Origin of the sequence: Nocardioides marinisabuli, from assembly GCF_013466785.1 — a bacterium.
GTDB classification, from domain to species: domain Bacteria; phylum Actinomycetota; class Actinomycetes; order Propionibacteriales; family Nocardioidaceae; genus Nocardioides; species Nocardioides marinisabuli.
The window spans coordinates 1,397,660-1,416,226 of record NZ_CP059163.1 but is presented as its reverse complement, the minus strand read 5'-3'; the positions used below and the strand labels follow the sequence as shown (position 1 = coordinate 1,416,226).

At 73.8% G+C, this 18,567-nt stretch carries 18 protein-coding genes; 16 read left to right on the top strand and 2 right to left on the bottom strand.

Features of this window, described 5'->3' with window-relative positions:
- Window positions 1-3 precede the first annotated feature (3 nt).
- The gene (locus H0S66_RS06870) at window positions 4-681 is read left to right on the top strand and encodes a histidine phosphatase family protein (RefSeq protein ID WP_179614727.1); all 678 of its coding nucleotides are present in this window, start codon (window positions 4-6) and stop codon (window positions 679-681) included.
- A gap of 12 nt (window positions 682-693) precedes the next feature.
- Window positions 694-1,752: a VanZ family protein gene (locus H0S66_RS06865; protein WP_179614726.1), complete on the top strand. Its 1,059-nt coding sequence runs from the start codon at window positions 694-696 to the stop codon at window positions 1,750-1,752.
- On the opposite strand, the gene H0S66_RS06860 is transcribed toward H0S66_RS06865, so the two are convergent.
- Window positions 1,736-2,494 (bottom strand): SDR family oxidoreductase, encoded by a 759-nt coding sequence (locus H0S66_RS06860; protein ID WP_179614725.1) that lies wholly within the window; start codon window positions 2,492-2,494, stop codon window positions 1,736-1,738. The genes H0S66_RS06865 and H0S66_RS06860 overlap by 17 nt on opposite strands.
- Window positions 2,495-2,704: 210 nt before the next feature.
- Here H0S66_RS06860 and H0S66_RS06855 point away from each other — a divergent pair, with 210 nt between their 5' ends.
- From H0S66_RS06855 to H0S66_RS06835, 5 genes are all read left to right on the top strand, one after another.
- Window positions 2,705-5,737: a S8 family serine peptidase gene (locus tag H0S66_RS06855; RefSeq protein ID WP_179614724.1), complete on the top strand. Its 3,033-nt coding sequence runs from the start codon at window positions 2,705-2,707 to the stop codon at window positions 5,735-5,737.
- A 166-nt stretch (window positions 5,738-5,903) separates the two neighbouring features.
- Window positions 5,904-6,491, top strand: a complete 588-nt coding sequence (locus tag H0S66_RS06850) for a PadR family transcriptional regulator (RefSeq protein WP_179614723.1) — start codon at window positions 5,904-5,906, stop codon at window positions 6,489-6,491.
- Window positions 6,488-6,631 carry a hypothetical protein gene (locus H0S66_RS06845; RefSeq protein ID WP_179614722.1) on the top strand — a complete coding sequence of 48 codons (144 nt, stop codon included), beginning with the start codon at window positions 6,488-6,490 and terminating at the stop codon, window positions 6,629-6,631. The genes H0S66_RS06850 and H0S66_RS06845 overlap by 4 nt, the downstream gene beginning before the upstream one ends.
- Window positions 6,628-7,350: an ABC transporter ATP-binding protein gene (locus H0S66_RS06840; RefSeq protein WP_179614721.1), complete on the top strand. Its 723-nt coding sequence runs from the start codon at window positions 6,628-6,630 to the stop codon at window positions 7,348-7,350. Before H0S66_RS06845 ends, H0S66_RS06840 begins: the two co-directional genes overlap by 4 nt.
- Complete coding sequence (locus H0S66_RS06835; RefSeq protein ID WP_179614720.1) at window positions 7,347-9,959, top strand: FtsX-like permease family protein; 2,613 nt, start codon at window positions 7,347-7,349, stop codon at window positions 9,957-9,959. Before H0S66_RS06840 ends, H0S66_RS06835 begins: the two co-directional genes overlap by 4 nt.
- Window positions 9,960-10,040: 81 nt before the next feature.
- On the opposite strand, the gene H0S66_RS06830 is transcribed toward H0S66_RS06835, so the two are convergent.
- Entirely contained in the window at window positions 10,041-10,469 is a 429-nt protein-coding gene (locus H0S66_RS06830; RefSeq protein WP_179614719.1) for a hypothetical protein, read from the bottom strand.
- Between the two features lie 112 nt (window positions 10,470-10,581).
- Here H0S66_RS06830 and H0S66_RS06825 point away from each other — a divergent pair, with 112 nt between their 5' ends.
- The 9 genes from H0S66_RS06825 (at window position 10,582) to H0S66_RS06785 (ending at window position 18,564) form a co-directional block, all read left to right on the top strand.
- Window positions 10,582-10,959, top strand: a complete 378-nt coding sequence (locus H0S66_RS06825) for an ArsR/SmtB family transcription factor (protein ID WP_179614718.1) — start codon at window positions 10,582-10,584, stop codon at window positions 10,957-10,959.
- Window positions 10,960-10,964: 5 nt separating this feature from the next.
- The gene (locus H0S66_RS06820) at window positions 10,965-11,453 is read left to right on the top strand and encodes an SRPBCC family protein (RefSeq protein ID WP_179614717.1); all 489 of its coding nucleotides are present in this window, start codon (window positions 10,965-10,967) and stop codon (window positions 11,451-11,453) included.
- 145 nt (window positions 11,454-11,598) lie between these two features.
- The gene (locus tag H0S66_RS06815) at window positions 11,599-12,045 is read left to right on the top strand and encodes a YdeI/OmpD-associated family protein (protein ID WP_179614716.1); all 447 of its coding nucleotides are present in this window, start codon (window positions 11,599-11,601) and stop codon (window positions 12,043-12,045) included.
- A gap of 158 nt (window positions 12,046-12,203) precedes the next feature.
- Window positions 12,204-12,818 (top strand): TetR family transcriptional regulator, encoded by a 615-nt coding sequence (locus tag H0S66_RS06810; RefSeq protein ID WP_179614715.1) that lies wholly within the window; start codon window positions 12,204-12,206, stop codon window positions 12,816-12,818.
- Window positions 12,815-13,615: a TIGR03084 family metal-binding protein gene (locus tag H0S66_RS06805; RefSeq protein ID WP_179614714.1), complete on the top strand. Its 801-nt coding sequence runs from the start codon at window positions 12,815-12,817 to the stop codon at window positions 13,613-13,615. Before H0S66_RS06810 ends, H0S66_RS06805 begins: the two co-directional genes overlap by 4 nt.
- Window positions 13,612-15,381, top strand: a complete 1,770-nt coding sequence (locus tag H0S66_RS06800; RefSeq protein ID WP_179614713.1) for an acyclic terpene utilization AtuA family protein — start codon at window positions 13,612-13,614, stop codon at window positions 15,379-15,381. The genes H0S66_RS06805 and H0S66_RS06800 overlap by 4 nt, the downstream gene beginning before the upstream one ends.
- Window positions 15,378-16,523 (top strand): acyl-CoA dehydrogenase family protein, encoded by a 1,146-nt coding sequence (locus H0S66_RS06795; RefSeq protein WP_179614712.1) that lies wholly within the window; start codon window positions 15,378-15,380, stop codon window positions 16,521-16,523. Before H0S66_RS06800 ends, H0S66_RS06795 begins: the two co-directional genes overlap by 4 nt.
- Window positions 16,520-17,002, top strand: coding sequence for an SRPBCC family protein (locus H0S66_RS06790; protein WP_218876243.1), 483 nt, complete (start codon window positions 16,520-16,522; stop codon window positions 17,000-17,002). The genes H0S66_RS06795 and H0S66_RS06790 overlap by 4 nt, the downstream gene beginning before the upstream one ends.
- A 14-nt stretch (window positions 17,003-17,016) precedes the next feature.
- The gene (locus H0S66_RS06785; protein WP_179617233.1) at window positions 17,017-18,564 is read left to right on the top strand and encodes an acyl-CoA carboxylase subunit beta; all 1,548 of its coding nucleotides are present in this window, start codon (window positions 17,017-17,019) and stop codon (window positions 18,562-18,564) included.
- The last annotated feature ends 3 nt before the right edge of the window (window positions 18,565-18,567 follow it).

Sequence of the window (18,567 nt, the reverse complement as noted above, 5' to 3'; positions counted from 1 at the left end):
GCGATGGGTGTGGTGCTGCTGGTCCGGCACGGCCAGGCCTCCTTCGGCGCGGACGACTACGACGTGCTCTCGCCCACCGGGTGGGAGCAGGGCCGCACGCTGGGCCGCTGGCTGCGCGAGCGCGGCGTCGCCCCGACCGGGGTGGTGCGCGGCTCGATGCGCCGCCACCGCGAGACCCTGGAGGCGCTCGTCGAGGGCGCCGGCTGGAGCGAGCCCGCAGCGCACGACGAGGACGGCCGCTGGGACGAGTTCGACCACCTCGCGGTGGTCGGCGCCTACCCCGACCTGCCCGAGGGCGAGCTCGACCGGCCGGCCTTCCAGCGGGTCTTCGAGCTGGCCACGCACCGCTGGAGCACCGGCGAGCACGACGGCGACTACGCCGAGACCTACACCGGGTTCCGCGGGCGCACCCGCGCCGCCCTGGGTGCCGTGGTCGAGCAGGCCGGCAGCGGCCGCAGCGTCGTGGTGGTCACCTCCGGCGGGGTCGTGGCCGCGCTGGGCGCGGCGCTGCTGCTCGGCGACGACGTCGACCCGGCGACGTACGCCGCCACCTGGCAGCGCCTCAACACCGTGTGCGCCAACACCTCGGTCACCCGGGTGGTGGTCGGGCGCGGCGGGCCGCGGCTGCTGACCTTCAACGAGCACGAGCACCTCGCGCCCGACCAGCTGACCTACCGCTAGCCGGGGCCGGCGATGTCGACCCAGGCGACGAACGCGCTCATCGCCGTCGGGCTCGGCTCCCTGGTCGCGGTGCTGCTGCTGGTGCCCACCGCGGCGGTCCGCTACCGCCGCGCGGGCCGGCTGCCGCCCGGCGAGCTGCTGGTGCTGCTCGCCGCGGCCGTCTACGGGATCGCGCTGTGGACCTACACGCTGCTGCCGCTGCCCGACCCGGGCGCCTTCACCTGCCGGCCCACCCAGCTCGACCCGCTGACGTCGGTCGGGCGGGTCTCGCTGCCCGGCGACGGGGGAGTGCGCGCGCTGCTGCGCCAGCCGGCGTTCCTGCAGGTCGCCCTCAACGTGCTGCTCTTCGTGCCGTTCGGGTTCTTCGTACGCCGCGTGCTGCGGCGCGGCGTCGTGGTCGCCGGCCTGCTCGGGCTGGCGGCCTCCGCGCTCATCGAGACCACCCAGGGCACCGGCATCTGGGGGCTCTACGACTGCGCCTACCGGCTCCTCGACGTCGACGACCTGCTGCTCAACGCCACCGGCGCGGTGCTGGGTTCGCTGGCCTCGTGGGCGGTGGTGCGGCGCAGCGGCCCGCAGGCGCGGGCGCTGCCCGAGCACGTCACCTGGGGCCGGCGCGTCGTCGGGATGGTCTGCGACGCGGTCTTCGTGGTGGCGGTGGGCGCCGCGGTCGCCATCGGCGTGCGGTTCGTCAACGTCTACGTGCTCGACGTGGGTCCGTGGCGCGACCTGCAGGTGCTGCTGCAGTGGAGCGTGCCGTTCGCGCTGGAGGCGGTGCTGGTGCTCGGTGCCGGGCGCACGGTGGGCGAGTGGGCGGTCTCGCTGCGCACCTCCTCGCGGCACCGCTGGCTGGTGGGGCCGCAGCGGGTGGTCAAGCTCGCGACCGGGCTCGGCCCGGTCTTCGTGCTGGGGCTGGCCGACCTGCCCTGGGGCGGGGCGGCGCTGGCGGCGTACCTGGCGCTGACGCTGGCCGCGACCTGGTCGACCCGCGAGCACCGCGGGCTGAGCCACGTGCTCGCGGGCCTGGAGCTTAAAGTCGGGCTCAGGGTCGGCGTCAGAGCAGACGCTTGAGCACGCCCAGCGGGGCGTGCTTCATCACCACCGACAGCGGCGCCCACGGCAGCGCCGGCACGCAGGCGGAGTCGGCCCGCTTCTCGATGGCCGCGACCATCGCCCGCACGCCCTTCTCGGTCGAGACCATCAGCGGGGTCTGCTGCGCGACCTGCTCGTTCATCTCCGAGGCGATGTAGCCGGGGTAGAGCACCGTCACGTCGACGCTGCGGCCCAGCTCGGTGCCGTGCAGCTCGGTGCGCAGCCCCTCGGCGAGGAACGCCGCGCCGATCTTGGTGGCGGCGTACGTCGTCATCGACTTCGGCATGCCGCGCATCGCCGACATCGACGAGACCATCACCAGGTGGCCCGAGCGCTGCGCCCGGAAGACCTCCATCGCGGCCTCGGTCTGGGCCAGCGCGCCGAGGAAGTTGGTGGTGGCGGTCTCGCGGTTGGCCGCGGCCTGGCCGGTGCCGAGCGGGGCGCCCTTGCCCAGGCCGGCGTTGACGACGACGCGGTCGAGGCCGCCGAGCTCGGCGCGCAGCTCCTCGAAGACCACCGGCACCTGCTCGGGGTCGGTCACGTCGAGGGTGCGCAGCGCGACCCGGCGCCCGGGGTGGGCCGCGAGGATCTCGGAGCGCAGCTCCTCGAGCCGGTCGGTGCGCCGCGCGCACAGGGCGAGGTCCTCGCCGCGGGCGGCGAGCTGGCGGGCCATCTCGGCGCCGAGCCCGGAGGAGGCGCCGGTGATCAGGGTGGTGGTCATGGGGACAGTCTCCCGACCGGCCCGCGCGGGTCACCCCTGAGGTCACGGAACGGCCACCGTTACGAAACCGTTGCCATGCCCCGGGGGGCAAACCCTTGACCTAGAGGGGGGTGATGAATTGTGGTCTGTACCACCCTCGTGTTCGCGACCGACCGTCTCGGTGTCGGCGCACGTGGGGTTCTCGGGCAGCTACAGGGAGACATCACACTCGTGCACACCACTGCAGCGAGCCGTTCCGCGCGCCAGCGCAGCATCGGCCTCATCTCCGCGGGACTCCTCGCGGCCGGAGTCGCGGCCTCGGTGCCGGCGGCCTCCGCCGCCGACGAGACCGCCACCCCCCAGGCGCCCAGCGGCGCCGACGCCCTGACGTCGTACGACGCCGGGCGCTACGTCGTCGTGCTGCGCGAGCCCGCGGCCGCGGCGTACGCCGGCGGCGACCGCCGCTTCGCCGCGACCCGCGCCGCGGAGGGCGGCCAGTTCCGCGCCGACTCCGCCAAGGTCCGCGCCTACACCGCGCACCTCGAGAGGGAGCAGGAGGCGCTCGCCGAGGAGGCCGGCGTCGAGCCGGTCCTGAGCAACACGATCGCGAGCAACTCCTTCGTGGCCGACCTCAGCGCCGAGCAGGCGCTCGAGCTGGCCGGCGACCGCCGCGTGCTGCTGGTGGAGAAGAACGTCGCGCGCGAGCTCGACACCTGGAACACCGGTGACGCCCTGGGCATGACGGGCAAGAAGGGCGCCTGGAAGCAGGAGGGCCCCCGCGGCAAGGCCGGCGACGGCGTCGTGGCCGGCGTCATCGACTCGGGCTACTGGCCCGAGTCGGCGTCGTTCTCGGGCAACGCCATCGGCGAGGAGCCCCGCACCAAGTGGGACATCTCGATGGACGCCGAGGGCAACACCCGCATGGAGAAGCTCGACGGCGGCGTCTTCACCGGCGCCTGCGAGGCCGGCGAGGAGTTCGAGGTCACCCTGTGCAACGACAAGGTGATCGGCGCGCGCTACTACTCCGACTCCTTCGAGGCCCAGATCGCCTCGGGCGCCGTCGAGATGGCCGAGGACGAGTTCCTCTCCGCGCGTGACGGTGGCGGCCACGGCTCGCACACCGCCTCCACGACCGCCGGCAACATCGTGCGCGGCGTCGAGGTGGAGGGCCGCGAGTTCGGCAAGCTCTCCGGCATGGCCCCGGCCGCCAAGATCGCGGTCTACAAGGTCTGCTGGGAGGACACCGACCCCAACACGGGCGGCTGCTACACCGACGCCATCCTGGGCGCGATCGACGACGCCGTCGCCGACGGCGTCGACGTGCTGAACTTCTCGATCTCGGGCGCCACCGACACCGTGGTCGACTCCGTCGAGGTGGCCTTCGAGGGCGCGGCCGAGGCCGGCGTCTTCGTCGCGGCCTCCGCCGGCAACAGCGGCCCCGACGCCTCGACCGTGGCCCACAACAGCCCGTGGCTGACGACCGTGGCCTCGACCACCCACGTCAACTTCGAGAACACCGTCAAGCTCGGTGACGGCACCAAGCTCGTGGGCGCCTCGATCTCGGGCACCCGCCTGCCGCAGACCCCGATGATCGACTCGGTCTCCGCCGCCGGCACCGACGACCTGGCCGACGCCGCCCTGTGCGGCCCCGAGACCCTCGACCCGGCGCTGGTCGAGGGCAAGATCGTGGTCTGCGACCGCGGCGCCTACGCCCGCGTCGACAAGTCCGCCGAGGTCGCCCGTGCCGGCGGCGTCGGCATGATCATGGTCAACCCGTCCGAGAACAGCCTCGACGCCGACTTCCACTCGGTGCCGACCATCCACCTCGACGAGGTCGACGGCCCCAAGGTCTACGACTACCTCGACGAGGCCGGCGAGGACGCCACCGCGGCGTTCCTGCTCGGCAACAAGACCGACAAGGTCACCCCGCTGCCGCAGGTCTCGGGCTTCTCCTCGCGCGGCCCCGCCGTCGCCAACGAGTCCGACATCCTCAAGCCCGACATCGCCGCGCCGGGCTCGAGCGTGCTCGCCGCGGTCTCGCCGCCGACCAACGCCGGTCGTGACTACGACCTGTACTCCGGCACCTCCATGGCCGCCCCGCACGTCGCGGGCCTGGGCGCCTTCCTGATGGGCACCTACCCGACCTGGTCGCCCCAGGACGTGCAGTCGGCGATGATGACCACCGCCAACCGCACCCGCACCGCCGAGGGCAAGGGCTCCGACGACGCCCACGCCCAGGGCGCCGGCATCGTGAACCCGAAGAAGTTCTTCAACCCCGGGTGGCACATCGGCTCGAACGCCCGCGAGTGGCGCGGCTTCCTGACCGGCCAGGGCCTGCCCACCGGTGTCCCGGCGATCCCGGCCACCGAGGTCAACCTGCCCTCCATGGCGCAGGGCCAGGTCGCCGGCACCACCTCCTTCACCCGCACCATGGTCTCGACCATGGCCGGCACCTGGAAGGTGAAGGTCCGCGTCCCCGGCTTCGAGGCCTCCGTCCCCGCGACGGTCACCGCCAAGCGCAAGGGCGACATCGAGGACCTGACCATCGAGTTCACCCGCACCGACGCGCCCCTGGGCGAGTTCGCGCAGGGTGTCGTCACCCTCAAGGGCCCCACGAAGATGCGCCTGCCCGTCGCGCTGCGACCGGTCTCGGTCAAGGCACCGCTCGCGGTCGAGGGCACCGGCACCGACGGCTCGACCACGGTCGAGATCACCCCGTCGACCACCGGTGAGCTGGCCATCGGCACCGCCGGCCTCGCGAAGGGCATCTCGGCCGACGGCTCCGTCGACGAGGGCGGTGCCGTGCTGTCCGAGTGCATCGAGATCCCCGAGGGCGTCGACTTCGCCCGCTTCGACCTCGACGCGACCGACGACAGCAGCGACCTCGACCTCTTCGTGTACGCCGCTGCCTCGTGCGACCCGTCGACGATCTACGCCTACGCCGGCCAGTCCGCGACCGGCTCGGCCGACGAGCGGGTCGACATCACCGCTCCCGAGGCCGGGGCGTACTACTTCGAGGTCGCCGGCTACGCCGCCGGCTCCGAGGGCAGCCCGATCGCCTACGACTTCGACACCTTCCTCGTCGGCGCCGGTGCGGACCTCGGTGACCTCACCGCGGACCCCAACCCGGTCCCGACCCAGTCGCAGCAGCCCACGACGTTCGACGTGAGCTGGAGCGGCCTGGAGGAGGGCGCGGAGTACCTCGGCCTGCTGACCTACGACGGGGCGCTCGCCCCGACGGTGCTCTCGGTCTCGACCGAGTGACACGCAGCTAGCCAGCAGCATCCAGCACCACACCCACCAGGCGGCCGCCCCGGGAGACCGGGGCGGCCGTCCTGTCTTCTACGGACCTCAAGCATGGATACCGGGTATGCATACGTGGTATACATACCCGGTACGCAACGGTCGTTCGGGAGAGACGGGGCACCAGATGTCGGTCAAGCAGGCGCTGCTGGCGCTGCTGGAGCAGGAGCCGATGTACGGCTACCAGCTCCGCACGGAGTTCGAGGCCCGCACCGGGTCGGCGTGGCCCCTCAACGTCGGGCAGGTCTACACGACCCTGACCCGCCTCGAGCGTGACGGCCTGGTCGAGCCGGCCGGCAGCGACGACGAGGGCCACGAGATCTGGCGGCTCACCGCCGCCGGTCACGACGAGGTCGCCGCCTGGTTCACCACCCCGGTCGCGCGCACCCAGCCGCCGCGCGACGAGCTGGCCATCAAGCTCGCCCTGGCGGTCACGGTGCCCGGCGTCGACGTCGGCACCCTGATCCAGCGCCAGCGTGGCGCGACGATGGGCGCCCTGCAGGACTACACCCGCCTCAAGCGGCAGGCCGACGGTGCCGGCGGCCGCGCCGACCTGGCCTGGAGCCTGGTGCTCGACTCGCTGGTCTTCGCCGCCGAGGCCGAGATCCGCTGGCTCGACCACTGCGAGGCCCGCGTACGCCGCGCGGCCACGCAGACCGCGCCGTCAGCGCCGGCCCCTGCGCCCGCCCGGGCGGAGCAGGCGGCCGGGCGATGAGCGGCGAGCTGCAGGCCGCCCAGGCCGCGCGCCTGCGGGCCGAGGAGCAGCGCTGGCTGGCCCAGTCGGCCGACCGGCTGCGCGAGGCCGTGGCCCGCTCTCGCGCCCGCCGCGAGACGTCCACCGGGACGAACCGGTGAGCGCGCTGCTGCGCCTGCACGGCGTGACCCGCGTCCACGGCGAGGGCGCCACCCGGGTCGAGGCGCTGCGCGGGGTCTCCTTCGCCGCCCACGCGGGCGAGCTGGTCGCGGTGATGGGCCCCAGCGGCTCCGGCAAGTCGACCCTGCTGACCATCGCCGGGGGGCTCGACCAGCCCACTGAGGGCCGGGTCGAGGTCGAGGGCACCGACCTGGTGGCCCTGCCCCAGGCCGAGCGCTCGCGGATGCGGCGCACGTCGATCGGCTACGTCTTCCAGGGCTTCAACCTGATCCCGGCGCTCACCGCCGCCGAGAACGTCTCCCTGCCCCTCGAGCTCGACGGCACCCGCTCGCGGGTCGCGCGCCGGGCCGCGCTGCGGGCGCTCGAGGAGGTGGGCATCGCCGAGCTGGCCGACCGCTTCCCCGACGACATGTCCGGCGGCCAGCAGCAGCGGGTGGCGATCGCGCGCGCCGTCGTCGGCGAGCGCCGGCTGATCCTGGCCGACGAGCCCACCGGTGCCCTCGACAGCGAGACCGGCGAGGAGGTGCTGCGCCTGCTGCGCGCGCGCTGCGACGCCGGCGCCGCGGGGGTGCTGGTCACCCACGAGGCGCGGCACGCGGCCTGGGCCGACCGGGTCGTCTTCCTGCGTGACGGCGTGGTCGTCGACGAGTCGGGCTGCGAGCCGGTGGAGTCGCTGCTCGAGACGAGCGACGCCCGGTGAACCCGTTGACCTGGCTGCGCGGCTGGCGGCTGCCGCTGCGGGTCGCCTGGCGCGACGCGCGCCGGGCCCGTGCGCGCAGCCTGCTGGTGCTGGTGATGATCGCGCTGCCGGTCGCGGCCGTCGCGATCGCCGACACCGTCTACAGCACCGCCGAGGTGTCGGGCGGGGAGGTGCTCGAGCGTCGGCTCGGCACCGCAGCGGCGCTGGTCGAGGTCCAGGACGGCGCCGGCCGCGTCTTCCAGAAGCCCGACCCCGACCAGGGCCAGGCCTACGACGGCGGGGGCGACGGCGAGCCGCTGACCCGTGCCGGTGTGCTGGAGGTGCTGGGCGGCGAGCGGACCACCAGCACGCTCCGGCAGGGTTGGGTCCAGTTCGAGACCGAGCTCGGGCTCGGCGACGCCGACGTCGTGGAGACCCGGCTCGACGACCCCCTCACCGAGGGCCTGGTCGACCTCCTCGACGGTCGCTGGCCCACCGCGGCGACGGAGGTGGTGGTCAGCCCCGAGCTGCTCGAGCGCGGCCCCGGCACGGCGCTGACGCTGGCCGACGGCACCGCGCTGAGCATCGTCGGCACCGCCGAGAGCACCCGCTACACCGGCCACCCGCGCGCCTTCGGGCTGCCGGGCGCCTTCGGGCTCGACGAGCGCGGCTCGACCTCCTACCTGGTCGGCGGCGCCCCGGTGGGCTGGGAGCAGGTCCTCGAGCTCAACGAGCAGGGCGCGGTCGTGCTGTCGCGCGCCGTCATGACCGACCCGCCCGCCGACGACGAGCTGCCGATGGAGGTGCAGTGGGGCTCGGCGCTGACGGAGGCCTCGGTGATCACCACGATCGTCCTGGTCGTGGTGATGGTGCTGCTCGAGGTCGTGCTGCTGGCCGGCCCGGCCTTCGCGGTCGGGGCGCGGCGCTCGGCCCGCACCCTCGCGCTGATGGCGGCCGCCGGCGGCACGCCGGCGCAGTCGCGGCGCGTGGTCCTCGCCTCCGGGGTGGTGCTGGGCGGGGTCGCCGCCGTCCTCGGCCTGGTGCTGGGGGTCCTGGGAGCCCGGGCCCTGCTGCCGTTGGTGCAGCGCTTCTCCGACACCCGCTTCGGGCCCTTCGACGTGGTGTGGAGCCACCTGCTCGCCGTCGCCGCCTTCGGCCTGGTCAGCGCGCTGCTGGCCGCGATGGTGCCGGCCTGGCTGGCCTCGCGCCAGGACGTCGTGGCGGTGCTCGGCGGGCGCCGCGGCGATGCCCGGGCCTCGCGCCGCTCCCCGCTGGTCGGGCTGGTCCTCCTCGGTGCCGGCGTCGCCGCGGCGGTGTACGGCGCGACGGCCGGGTCGGGGGACGGCGAGGTCCTGATCGCCGCCTCCGCGCTGCTCAGCGTGCTGGGCATGGTGCTGCTGGTGCCGGTCGTCGTCGTCGCCGTCGCGCGGGTCTCCGCGCGGCTGCCCCTGCCGCTGCGCTTCGCCGCCCGCGACGCCGCCCGGCACCGCAGCCGCACCGTGCCGGCCGTGGCCGCCGTCGCGGCCACCGTCGCCGGCGTCGTCGCCCTGGGGATCGCGATCACCAGCGACGAGGCGCAGAACCGCGAGGGGTACCGCGCCTCGCTGCCGATGGACGCCATGAGCGTCGTCGACTACCGACGTGACGCCGACTACGACGAGCACGCCACCGCGGTGCGCGGTGTCGCTCCCGGCCTGGAGGTGCAGCGGCTGCGTGGCGTCGACCAGGCCACCGGGCGCTACACCGAGGTGCGCTTCCGGCGGGAGGGCGGCGAGACGGTGCTGTCGAGCTACGGCGGCGCCTTCGCGGGCAGCGTGCTGGTCGCCGAGGAGGTGCCCGGCGCGCTGACCGGGCTGTCGGACGACGACCGCGCGGCCGGCCAGGAGGCGCTCGACGCGGGCGGGGCGCTGGTCTACTCCGACGCGCCGCTCACCGACGAGCGGGCCACGGTGGTGCTCAAGGTGCACGGCCGCGACGGCCGCCGCGAGCAGGCCGTCCTGCCCGCCACCTACGTCACGGTCGACCAGGGGTACGCGCCGGTGCAGGGGGTGCTGTCGCCGGCCGCCGCCGAGCGGCTGGGGGCGCCGGTGACCGACGTCGGGCTCTACCTGCCCGGACCGGTCGGGGCAGCCCAGGAGCGCGACATCTCCGAGACCGTGCAGGGCGCGGCCGTCGAGGCCACGGTCTACGCCGAGCGCGGCTACCAGGCGCCCGACGAGACGGTGATCGTCCAGCTGGTGCTGGCCGGCCTCGGCGCGGTGCTGATGCTGGGCGGCACCCTGACCGCGACGTTCCTGGCGCTCTCCGACGCCCGGCCTGACCTGGCCACCCTCTCGGCCGTCGGGGCCGCGCCCCGCACCCGCCGCGGCGTGGCGGCGGCGTACGCGCTGGTCGTGGGGCTGGTCGGCGCGGTCCTCGGCGCCCTCGTGGGGGCGGTGCCCGGTGTGGCCATCACCTACCCGCTCACCGCGCCGTACGGGTTCGGGGACGCCGTGGACGTGCCCAGCCACTACCTCGACGTGCCGTGGCTGATGGTCGTCGGCGTCGTGGTCGGGCTGCCGCTGCTGACCTCGGCCGTCGTCGGCCTCACCGCCCGCTCGCGGCTGCCCCTGGTCGCCCGCCTCGACTGACCCGGCGCAGATCTCGCGCTGACCCGGCGCAGATCTCGCGCTGACCCGGCGCGAATCTCGCGCTGACCCGGCGCGAACCGGCTAGTGGCTCAGCCAGGTCTGCTCGCCGGAGCACTCCGGGGGCAGCGGGAGGCCACCCACCTCGTCGCCGGCGACGGTGCCCCCAGCGAGGCTGACCGTGTCGCCGATGGCGTAGCGGCCCTCGTCGGGCACCTCGATCGTGAGGGGGGCGTCGTCCACGACCTCGGTCCCGTGCGGCCAGACGACGGCCATCGCGTCGCCCACCTCGTCCGGCTCGATCCCGAGGCAGCCGCCCACGTCGGCCAGCCGTCCCGTCAGGAGGGCGGCCATGCCCTCGCTGGTGCGCTCTCCCACCAGCACCCGCACCCCCGCGGCGGTGACGGTCTCGGCCTCGCCACCGCAGGCCGCGGTGAGCAGCGACGCCGCCGCCAGCAGGGCGGCCAGCGCAGGCCGACCTCGGAGGTCGGATCGGTCGCGGAGGACGGGCACGTCAGCAGTCTGCCGCACACGGGCTCCGGCCGTGGCCGGTGTGGGCGGCGTGCGGAGGAAAGGCGGCCGGGACCCTTGACAACGTACAACCAGTTGGTTGTATGTTGGGCCCATGGACGGAGAGGACAGGGTGGACGCCTGGTTCCACGCGCTGTCCGACCGCACGCGGCGCGACATCCTGCGCCGGGTGCTGGCCGGTGAGCACTCCGTCTCGACGCTCGCGGCGTCGTACGACATGAGCTTCGCCGCGGTGCAGAAGCACGTCGCCGTGCTGGAGAGGGCCGGCCTGCTGACCAAGCGTCGGCAGGGCCGCGAAGCCCTCGCCAGCGGTGACGTCGCAGCGGTGCGGTCGGTGGGCGCGATGCTCACCGAGCTGGAGTCCCTCTGGCGTGGCCGCATCTCCCGGATCGACGAGCTCATCGCCGAGCCCGACCCCGAGCCCGACCTCAGCGCCGACCAGGCGCCCCCACCACCCGAGCAGAAGGACTGAGCACCATGCCCGTCACCGACGTCACCCACGACCTCGACGCCCGCACCCTGACCATCGTCGCCGACTTCCCGGCGCCGCCGAAGCGGATCTGGGAGGTGTACGCCGACCCGCGCCAGCTGGAGCGGGTCTGGGGGCCGCCGACCCACCCGGCCACCTTCGTCGACCACGACCTCGCCCCCGGCGGGCGGATGAACTACTACATGACCAGCCCCGAGGGGGAGCGCTACTACGGCTTCTGGGAGGTCCGCAGCGTCGACGAGCCCAGCGGCTTCAGCTTCGACGACGGGTTCGCGCTCGACGAGCAGTTCACCAAGAACCCCGACCTGCCGGTCAGCACCAACGTCTTCTCCTTCGCCGAGCACGACGGCGGCACCCGGGCGACGTACGTCAGCACCTACGCCAGCGCCGAGGCGCTGCAGGCCGTCCTCGACATGGGTGTCGTCGAGGGAGCCTCCGCGGCCATCAACCAGATCGACGAGCTGGTCGCCGAGTGAGGCGCGGCCGCGCGGGGCAGCCGCGCCGAATCGCGGCCCCCACGGGTGTCGCGGATGAGGCGCTCGACGTGGTGCCAGGCCCTAGCGTGTGGTCCATGTCCCCGAGGCGGAGGTACGAGAGTTGAGATCTGACGAGCCCAGCCGTGTGTGCTTCGAGACCACGCTGACGGCGTTCGGGAACAACACGGGGATCGTGGTCCCTGAGGAAGTCATCGCGCAGCTGGGCGCGGGGAGGCGTCCGCCGGTCGAGGTGGACGTCAACGGGTACGAGTACCGGAGCACGGTGGCCGTGATGCGCGGTCAGTACCTCATCAGCCTCAGTGCCGCGGTGCGCGCAGCCACTGGACTGGCTGGCGGTGATCAGATCCGCGTGGCTCTGACGGTGGCGGACTCGCCGCGCACCGTCGACGTGCCTGTCGACTTCGCTGCCGCGCTGGACGCGGACGGCGCGGCACGAGGGTTCTTCGACGACCTGTCCAACAGCCTCCAGCGCTACCACGTGGACAACATCAATGCTGCCAAATCCCCGGACACGCGCCAGAGGCGGATCGACAAGGCCGTGTCCCTCTTCCTGGACGGGAAGCGTCGATAGGGAGTCGGCGGCGTCGCCGCACGGCGACGGATCGACCATCCGATGGTCCTGACGAACCGCACGCGACACGCCGACGCCCGCGTGCGGTGCGCCAGGATGACGACGCGCCAACAAAAGTCAGGCTTGACTGTTTGTTGATGAGCGGACAGGCTGTGCCCGTGACCAGCGCCCCCACCCGTGTGCCCCAGGGCGAGCGCACCCGGCTGATGCGGGCGCGGCTCCTCGACGCCACCGTCGAGCTGCTGGTCGAGCGCGGCTTCGCGGGCACCACCACGACGTTGGTCAGCGAGCGGGCCGGGGTCAGCCGCGGGGCCCAGCTGCACCACTTCCCGACCAAGAACGACCTGGTCGTCGCCGCCGTGGAGCACCTCACCGCGACGCGCGTCGCCGAGCTGGACGCCGCCGCCGCGGCGCTGCCGCCCGACGTGCCGCGCACCCGCGGGGTGCTGCAGGTGCTCGCCGACCACTTCACCTCCCCGGTCTTCGTCGCCGCCCTCGAGCTGTGGGTGGCCGCCCGCACCGACCCCGGGCTCCACGCCTCGGTCGGTCCGCTCGAACAGAAGGTCGGCCGCGAGACCCACCGCCTGACCGTCGAGCTGCTCGACGCCGACGAGTCCGTCGAGGGCGTGCGCGAGCTGGTGCAGGCCACCCTCGACCTGGCCCGCGGCCTCGGCCTGGCCAACACCGTCACCGACGACGCCGCCCGCCGCGACCGGATTCTCGACCGCTGGGCCGACACGCTCGACACCACCCTCACGAGGAGAACGCGATGAGTGACCTGCTCGAGGCCCTGCTGGGCGACCTGCGCGCGGAGGGCGACCAGCTCTGGTCGACCGTCACCGGGCTCGACGCCGACGGCTGGGCCACGCCCACGCCCGCCCCCGGCTGGAGCGTGGCCACCCAGGTCGCCCACCTCGCCTGGACCGACGAGGTCGCGGCGCTCGCCGCCCGCAGCCACACCCCCGAGGGCAAGGCGGCCTGGGACGAGATCGTCCTCGCCGCGATGGCCGACCCCACCGGCTTCGTCGACTCCGCGGCCCTCGAGGTGGCCCGGCTGGCCCCCGAGGCGCTGCTCGCGCGCTGGGGCAAGGCCCGCGACGAGCTGACCACCGCGCTGCGCGAGGTGCCGGCCGGGCAGAAGATGCCCTGGTTCGGCCCGCCGATGTCGCCGACCTCGATGGGCACCGCCCGCTTCATGGAGACCTGGGCGCACGCGCTCGACGTGTACGACGCCCTCGGCGTGCGGCACGAGCCCACCGACCGCGTCCGCCACGTCGCCCACCTGGGCGTGCGCACCCGCGACTTCGCCTACTCGGTGCACGAGCAGCAGCCGCCCGCCGAGCAGTTCCGCGTGCAGCTGGTCTCCCCCTCGGGCGAGACCTGGGCCTGGGGGCCGGAGGACGCCGCCCAGACGGTGACCGGGTCGGCGTACGACTTCTGCCTGCTGGTCACCCAGCGCGTGCACCGCGACGACACCGACCTGGTCGCGACCGGCGAGGACGCCGCGACCTGGCTCACCATCGCCCAGGCCTTCGCCGGGCCCGCCGGCCCCGGTCGGGAGCAGCGATGACCGGCACCCACGCGCCGACGCTGCTGGTCGGCAACTGCTCGGGCTTCTACGGCGACCGCATGTCGGCGATGCGCGAGATGCTCGAGGGGGCCCTCGACGACGGCCGCACCCTCGACGTGCTCACCGGCGACTACCTCGCCGAGCTCACCATGCTGATCCTCGGCAAGGACACGATGCGCGACGCCTCGCTGGGCTACGCGCGCACCCACCTGCGCCAGCTCGAGGACTGCCTGGGCCTCGCGCTCGAGCGCGGCACCCGGATCGTCTCCAACGCCGGCGGGCTCAACCCCGCCGGGCTCGCCGAGCGCGTCCGCGAGGTCGCGCAGGGCCTCGGCCTCGACGTCGCCGTGGCCCACGTCGAGGGCGACGACCTGCGCGCCCGCGCCGCCGACGTCGGCCTCGACGGTGCCCTGACCGCCAACGCCTACCTCGGCGGCTTCGGCATCGCCCGCGCCCTCACCGCCGGCGCCGACGTCGTCGTCACCGGCCGCGTGACCGACGCCTCCCTGGTCGTCGGCCCCGCCGTCGCCCACTTCGGCTGGGAAGCCGACCAGCACGACGAGCTCGCCGGCGCCGTGGTCGCCGGGCACGTGCTCGAGTGCGGCACCCAGGCCACCGGTGGCAACTTCAGCGGCTTCCGCTCGCTGGCCGCCGCCGGCGTCGACCTCTCGGTGCCGCTGGGCTTCCCGGTCGCCGAGATCGAGGCCGACGGCTCCTCCACCATCACCAAGCAGGCCGGCACCGGCGGCGCGGTCACCGTCGACACCGTCACCGCCCAGCTGGTCTACGAGATCCAGTCCACCCGGTACCTCGGCCCCGACGTCACCACCCACCTCGACACCGTCCGCCTCGAGCAGGTCGGCCCCGACCGCGTGCGCGTCAGCGACGTGGTCGGCGAGGCGCCGCCCGAGCGGCTCAAGGTCTGCGTCAACGAGCTCGGCGGCTGGCGCAACAGCATCGAGCTGGTGCTCACCGGCCTCGACATCGAGGCCAAGGCCGACTGGGTGCGCGAGCAGCTCGCGCCGCGCCTGACCGCCCAGGAGGTGACCTGGACCCGGCCGACCCCGCCCGCCGCCGACGCCGACACCGAGGAGGGCGCGTCGGTGCTGCTGCGCTGCACCGTCACCGACCCCGAGCAGGGCCCGGTCGCCAAGGCGTTCACCGGCCCCGCGGTCGAGCTCGCCCTCGGGTCCTACCCCGGCTTCACGATGACCGGCCCGCCCGGCGCCCCCACGCCGTACGGCGTCTACCGCGCGGCGTACGTCGACCGCTCGGCCGTCGAGCACGTCGTGGTGCTGCCCGACGGCACCCGCGAGACCGCGCCCGACCCGACGACGTACGCCGAGGCCGACCACACCCTGGGCCTGCGCCCCTCGCCGTACCCCGCCCCGGCCGACACGCTGAACCGCCGGCTGCCGCTGGGCACCTTCGTGCACGCCCGCTCCGGCGACAAGGGCGGCGACGCCAACCTCGGGCTGTGGGTCTCCCACGACGGCCCGCCCGACAAGTACGCCGCCCGGGTGACCTGGCTGGCCAAGATCATCAGCCCGCGCAAGGTGCGCGAGCTGCTGCCCGAGGCCGCCGCGCTGCCCGACGAGGCGATCGAGGTGCACGTGCTGCCCAACCTCGGCGCCGTCAACGTCGTCATCAAGGGGCTGCTCGGCCAGGGCGTGGCCGCCTCGACCCGCTTCGACCCGCAGGCCAAGGGCCTGGGCGAGTGGGCACGCTCGCGGTCGGTGCACATCCAGGAAGGACTGCTGACATGAGCGAGATCCGCGAGCTCGGCGCCGAGTTCGCCCGCCGCGAGGTCGTCGACCACCTGCAGGAGTGGGAGGACGCCGGCAGCATCCCGCGCGAGCTGCACGCGGCGGCCGCGAAGCAGGGCCTGCTCGGTCTCGCGTTCCCCACCGACGTCGGCGGCGAGGGCGGCTCGATGCTCGACTCCGTCGACCTGCAGGAGGGCATGCTCTCGGCCGGTGCCTCCAGCGGGCTGCTCGCCGGTCTCCTCACCAGCGGCATCGCGCTGCCGCACATGGTCGCGGCCGCCGGTCGCGGCGAGGCCGGCGCCGACGCGCTGGTCGACCGGTTCGTGCGGCCCACCCTGGCCGGCGAGACGATCGGCTCGTTGGCGATCACCGAGCCCGGCGGCGGCTCCGACGTCGCCGGCCTGCGCACCACCGCCGTCCGCGACGGCGACCACTACGTCGTCAACGGCGCCAAGACCTTCATCACCTCCGGTGTGCGCGCCGACTTCGTGACCACCGCGGTGCGCACCGGCGAGGCCGGCCACGCCGGCGTCAGCCTGCTCGTCGTCGAGCGCGGCACGCCCGGCTTCACCGTCGACCGCTCGCTGCGCAAGATGGGCTGGCACTGCTCCGACACCGCCGAGCTGTCGTACGTCGACGTGCGGGTGCCGGTGGGCAACCTCGTCGGCGCCGAGGGGTCGGGCTTCTACCAGATCGCCGAGCAGTTCGTCTCCGAGCGGATCGCCCTCGCGGTGCACGCCTACGGCATCGCCGCGCGCAGCCTCGAGCTGACCGCCGCGTACTGCCACGAGCGCGACACCTTCGGCAGGCCGCTGGTGGCCAACCAGGTGGTGCGCCACAAGCTGGTCGAGATGCACCGCCAGGTCGAGGTGGCGCGCACCTACACCCGCGCGGTCGTCGAGCGCGGCGCGACCGTCGCCGAGGCCTGCCTGGCCAAGCAGACCGCCTGCGACGCGGCGACGTACGTCTGCGACCAGGCGGTGCAGCTGCACGGCGGCACCGGCTACATGCACGGCACCGAGGTGGAGCGGCACTACCGCGACGCCCGCATCCTGCCCATCGGCGGCGGCGCCACCGAGGTCCTCACCGACCTCGCGGCCAAGCTGCTGGGCTACGCACCCACGAGAGGCGAGAGCCGATGATCCTGGACCGACTCGTGCCCCCGATGACCGGTGAGGTCACGGTGGCCATGGACGCCCCACCCGAGGAGGTGTGGGCGCTGGTCAGCGACGTGACGCGGATCGGGGAGTTCTCGCCCGAGACCTTCGAGGCGCGCTGGACGCGCGGCTCCACCGGCCCCGAGGTCGGCGCCAGCTTCAAGGGCCACGTCAAGCGCAACGGCGTCGGGCCGACGTACTGGTCGCCCTGCCAGGTGACGGCCTGCGAGGAGCCGCGGCTCTTCGAGTTCAGCGTCGGCACCGACGACGTGACGGTCAACAACTGGGGCTACCGGATCGAGCCCGACGGGGCCGGGGGCTCCCGGGTCACCGAGTACTTCCGGCTCGAGGCGGCACTGCCGTTCCGCCTGTACTGGCTGCTGCTGGGCCGGCTGCGCGGGAGGACGAACGAGAAGGGGATGCGGACCACGTTGGAGCGGATGAAGCAGGTGGTGGAGTCGTGAGCAACCGCGAGGCGATGCTCGAGAAGCTGTCGGCGCTGCACGAGGACCAGGCCAAGGCCGTCGCCGGCGGCGGCGAGCGCTCGGTGGCCCGCCACCACGGCCGCGGCAAGCTGCTGCCGCGCGAGCGCATCGAGCTGCTCGTCGACGAGGGCTCGGCCTTCCTCGAGCTCTCGCCGCTGGCCGGCTGGGGCTCCGACTTCACCGTCGGCGCCTCCGTGGTCACCGGCATCGGCGTCGTCGAGGGCGTCGAGTGCGTGATCACCGCCAACGACCCCACCGTCAAGGGCGGCGCGAGCAACCCGTGGACGGTCAAGAAGATCTTCCGGGCCGCGCAGATCGCCGAGGAGAACGGCCTGCCGACGGTCTCGCTGGTCGAGTCGGGGGGTGCGGACCTGCCCACCCAGAAGGAGATCTTCATCCCCGGCGGCAAGCTCTTCCGCGACCTCACCCGCGCCAGTGCGCGCAAGCAGCCCACCGTCGCGCTGGTCTTCGGCAACTCCACGGCCGGCGGCGCCTACGTGCCCGGCATGAGCGACTACACCGTGATGGTCAAGGAGCAGGCCAAGGTCTTCCTCGGCGGCCCGCCGCTGGTGAAGATGGCCACCGGCGAGGAGTCCGACGACGAGTCGCTGGGCGGCGCCGAGATGCACGCGCGCACCTCCGGGCTGGCCGACTACCTCGCCGAGGACGAGCGCGACGCCATCCGGATCGGGCGGCGGATCGTGGCCCGGCTGGGGCGCCGGCCCCGGCCCGCGCCGGCGGCGTACGCCGAGCCGGACGCCGACCCCGAGGAGCTGCTCGACCTGGTGCCGGCCGACCTGAAGGAGCCCTTCGACCCGCGCGAGGTGATCGCGCGGCTCTGCGACGGCGTCGGCCCGGGCAACGCGGTGGTCTTCGACGAGTTCAAGCCGCTCTACGGCACCTCGCTGGTCACCGGCTGGGCGCGCCTGCACGGGCGCCCGATCGGCATCCTGGCCAACGCCCAGGGCGTGCTGTTCAGCCAGGAGGCCCAGAAGGCCGCGCAGTTCGTGCAGCTGGCCAACCAGTCCGACACGCCGCTGCTGTTCCTGCACAACACCACCGGCTACATGGTCGGCAAGGAGTACGAGCAGGGCGGCATCATCAAGCACGGCGCGATGATGATCAACGCGATCAGCAACTCCTCGGTGCCGCACCTGACCGTGGTGCTCGGCGCGTCGTACGGCGCCGGCAACTACGGCATGAACGGGCGCGCCTACGACCCGCGCTTCCTCTTCACCTGGCCCTCGTCGAAGTCGGCGGTGATGGGCCCGGCCCAGCTCGCCGGGGTGCTCGAGATCGTGGCCCAGCAGTCGGCGGAGTCGAAGGGCGAGGTGTTCGACGCCGAGGGCTTCGCGGCCGTGAAGCAGATGGTGGAGGCCTCGGTCGAGGAGCAGTCGCTGCCGCACTTCCTCTCCGGGATGCTCTACGACGACGGGGTCATCGACCCCCGCGACACCCGCACCGTCCTGGGCATCTGCCTGTCCGTCATCGAGAACCAGCCCTGGACCGGCGCCGCCGGCTACGGCGTCTTCAGGATGTGAGCG

Bases quoted from the DNA above. Each gene is read 5' to 3' on its own strand.
- H0S66_RS06820 (WP_179614717.1), top strand. From the start codon at position 10,965: ATGCCCGTCACCGACGTCACCCACGACCTCGACGCCCGCACCCTGACC.
- H0S66_RS06800 (WP_179614713.1), top strand. From the start codon at position 13,612: ATGACCGGCACCCACGCGCCGACGCTGCTGGTCGGCAACTGCTCGGGC.
- H0S66_RS06845 (WP_179614722.1), top strand. From the start codon at position 6,488: ATGAGCGGCGAGCTGCAGGCCGCCCAGGCCGCGCGCCTGCGGGCCGAG.
- H0S66_RS06785 (WP_179617233.1), top strand. From the start codon at position 17,017: ATGCTCGAGAAGCTGTCGGCGCTGCACGAGGACCAGGCCAAGGCCGTC.
- H0S66_RS06865 (WP_179614726.1), top strand. From the start codon at position 694: ATGTCGACCCAGGCGACGAACGCGCTCATCGCCGTCGGGCTCGGCTCC.
- H0S66_RS06805 (WP_179614714.1), top strand. From the start codon at position 12,815: ATGAGTGACCTGCTCGAGGCCCTGCTGGGCGACCTGCGCGCGGAGGGC.
- H0S66_RS06790 (WP_218876243.1), top strand. From the start codon at position 16,520: ATGATCCTGGACCGACTCGTGCCCCCGATGACCGGTGAGGTCACGGTG.
- H0S66_RS06825 (WP_179614718.1), top strand. From the start codon at position 10,582: ATGGACGGAGAGGACAGGGTGGACGCCTGGTTCCACGCGCTGTCCGAC.
- H0S66_RS06860 (WP_179614725.1), bottom strand. From the start codon at position 2,494: ATGACCACCACCCTGATCACCGGCGCCTCCTCCGGGCTCGGCGCCGAG.
- H0S66_RS06850 (WP_179614723.1), top strand. From the start codon at position 5,904: ATGTCGGTCAAGCAGGCGCTGCTGGCGCTGCTGGAGCAGGAGCCGATG.
- H0S66_RS06870 (WP_179614727.1), top strand. From the start codon at position 4: ATGGGTGTGGTGCTGCTGGTCCGGCACGGCCAGGCCTCCTTCGGCGCG.
- H0S66_RS06795 (WP_179614712.1), top strand. From the start codon at position 15,378: ATGAGCGAGATCCGCGAGCTCGGCGCCGAGTTCGCCCGCCGCGAGGTC.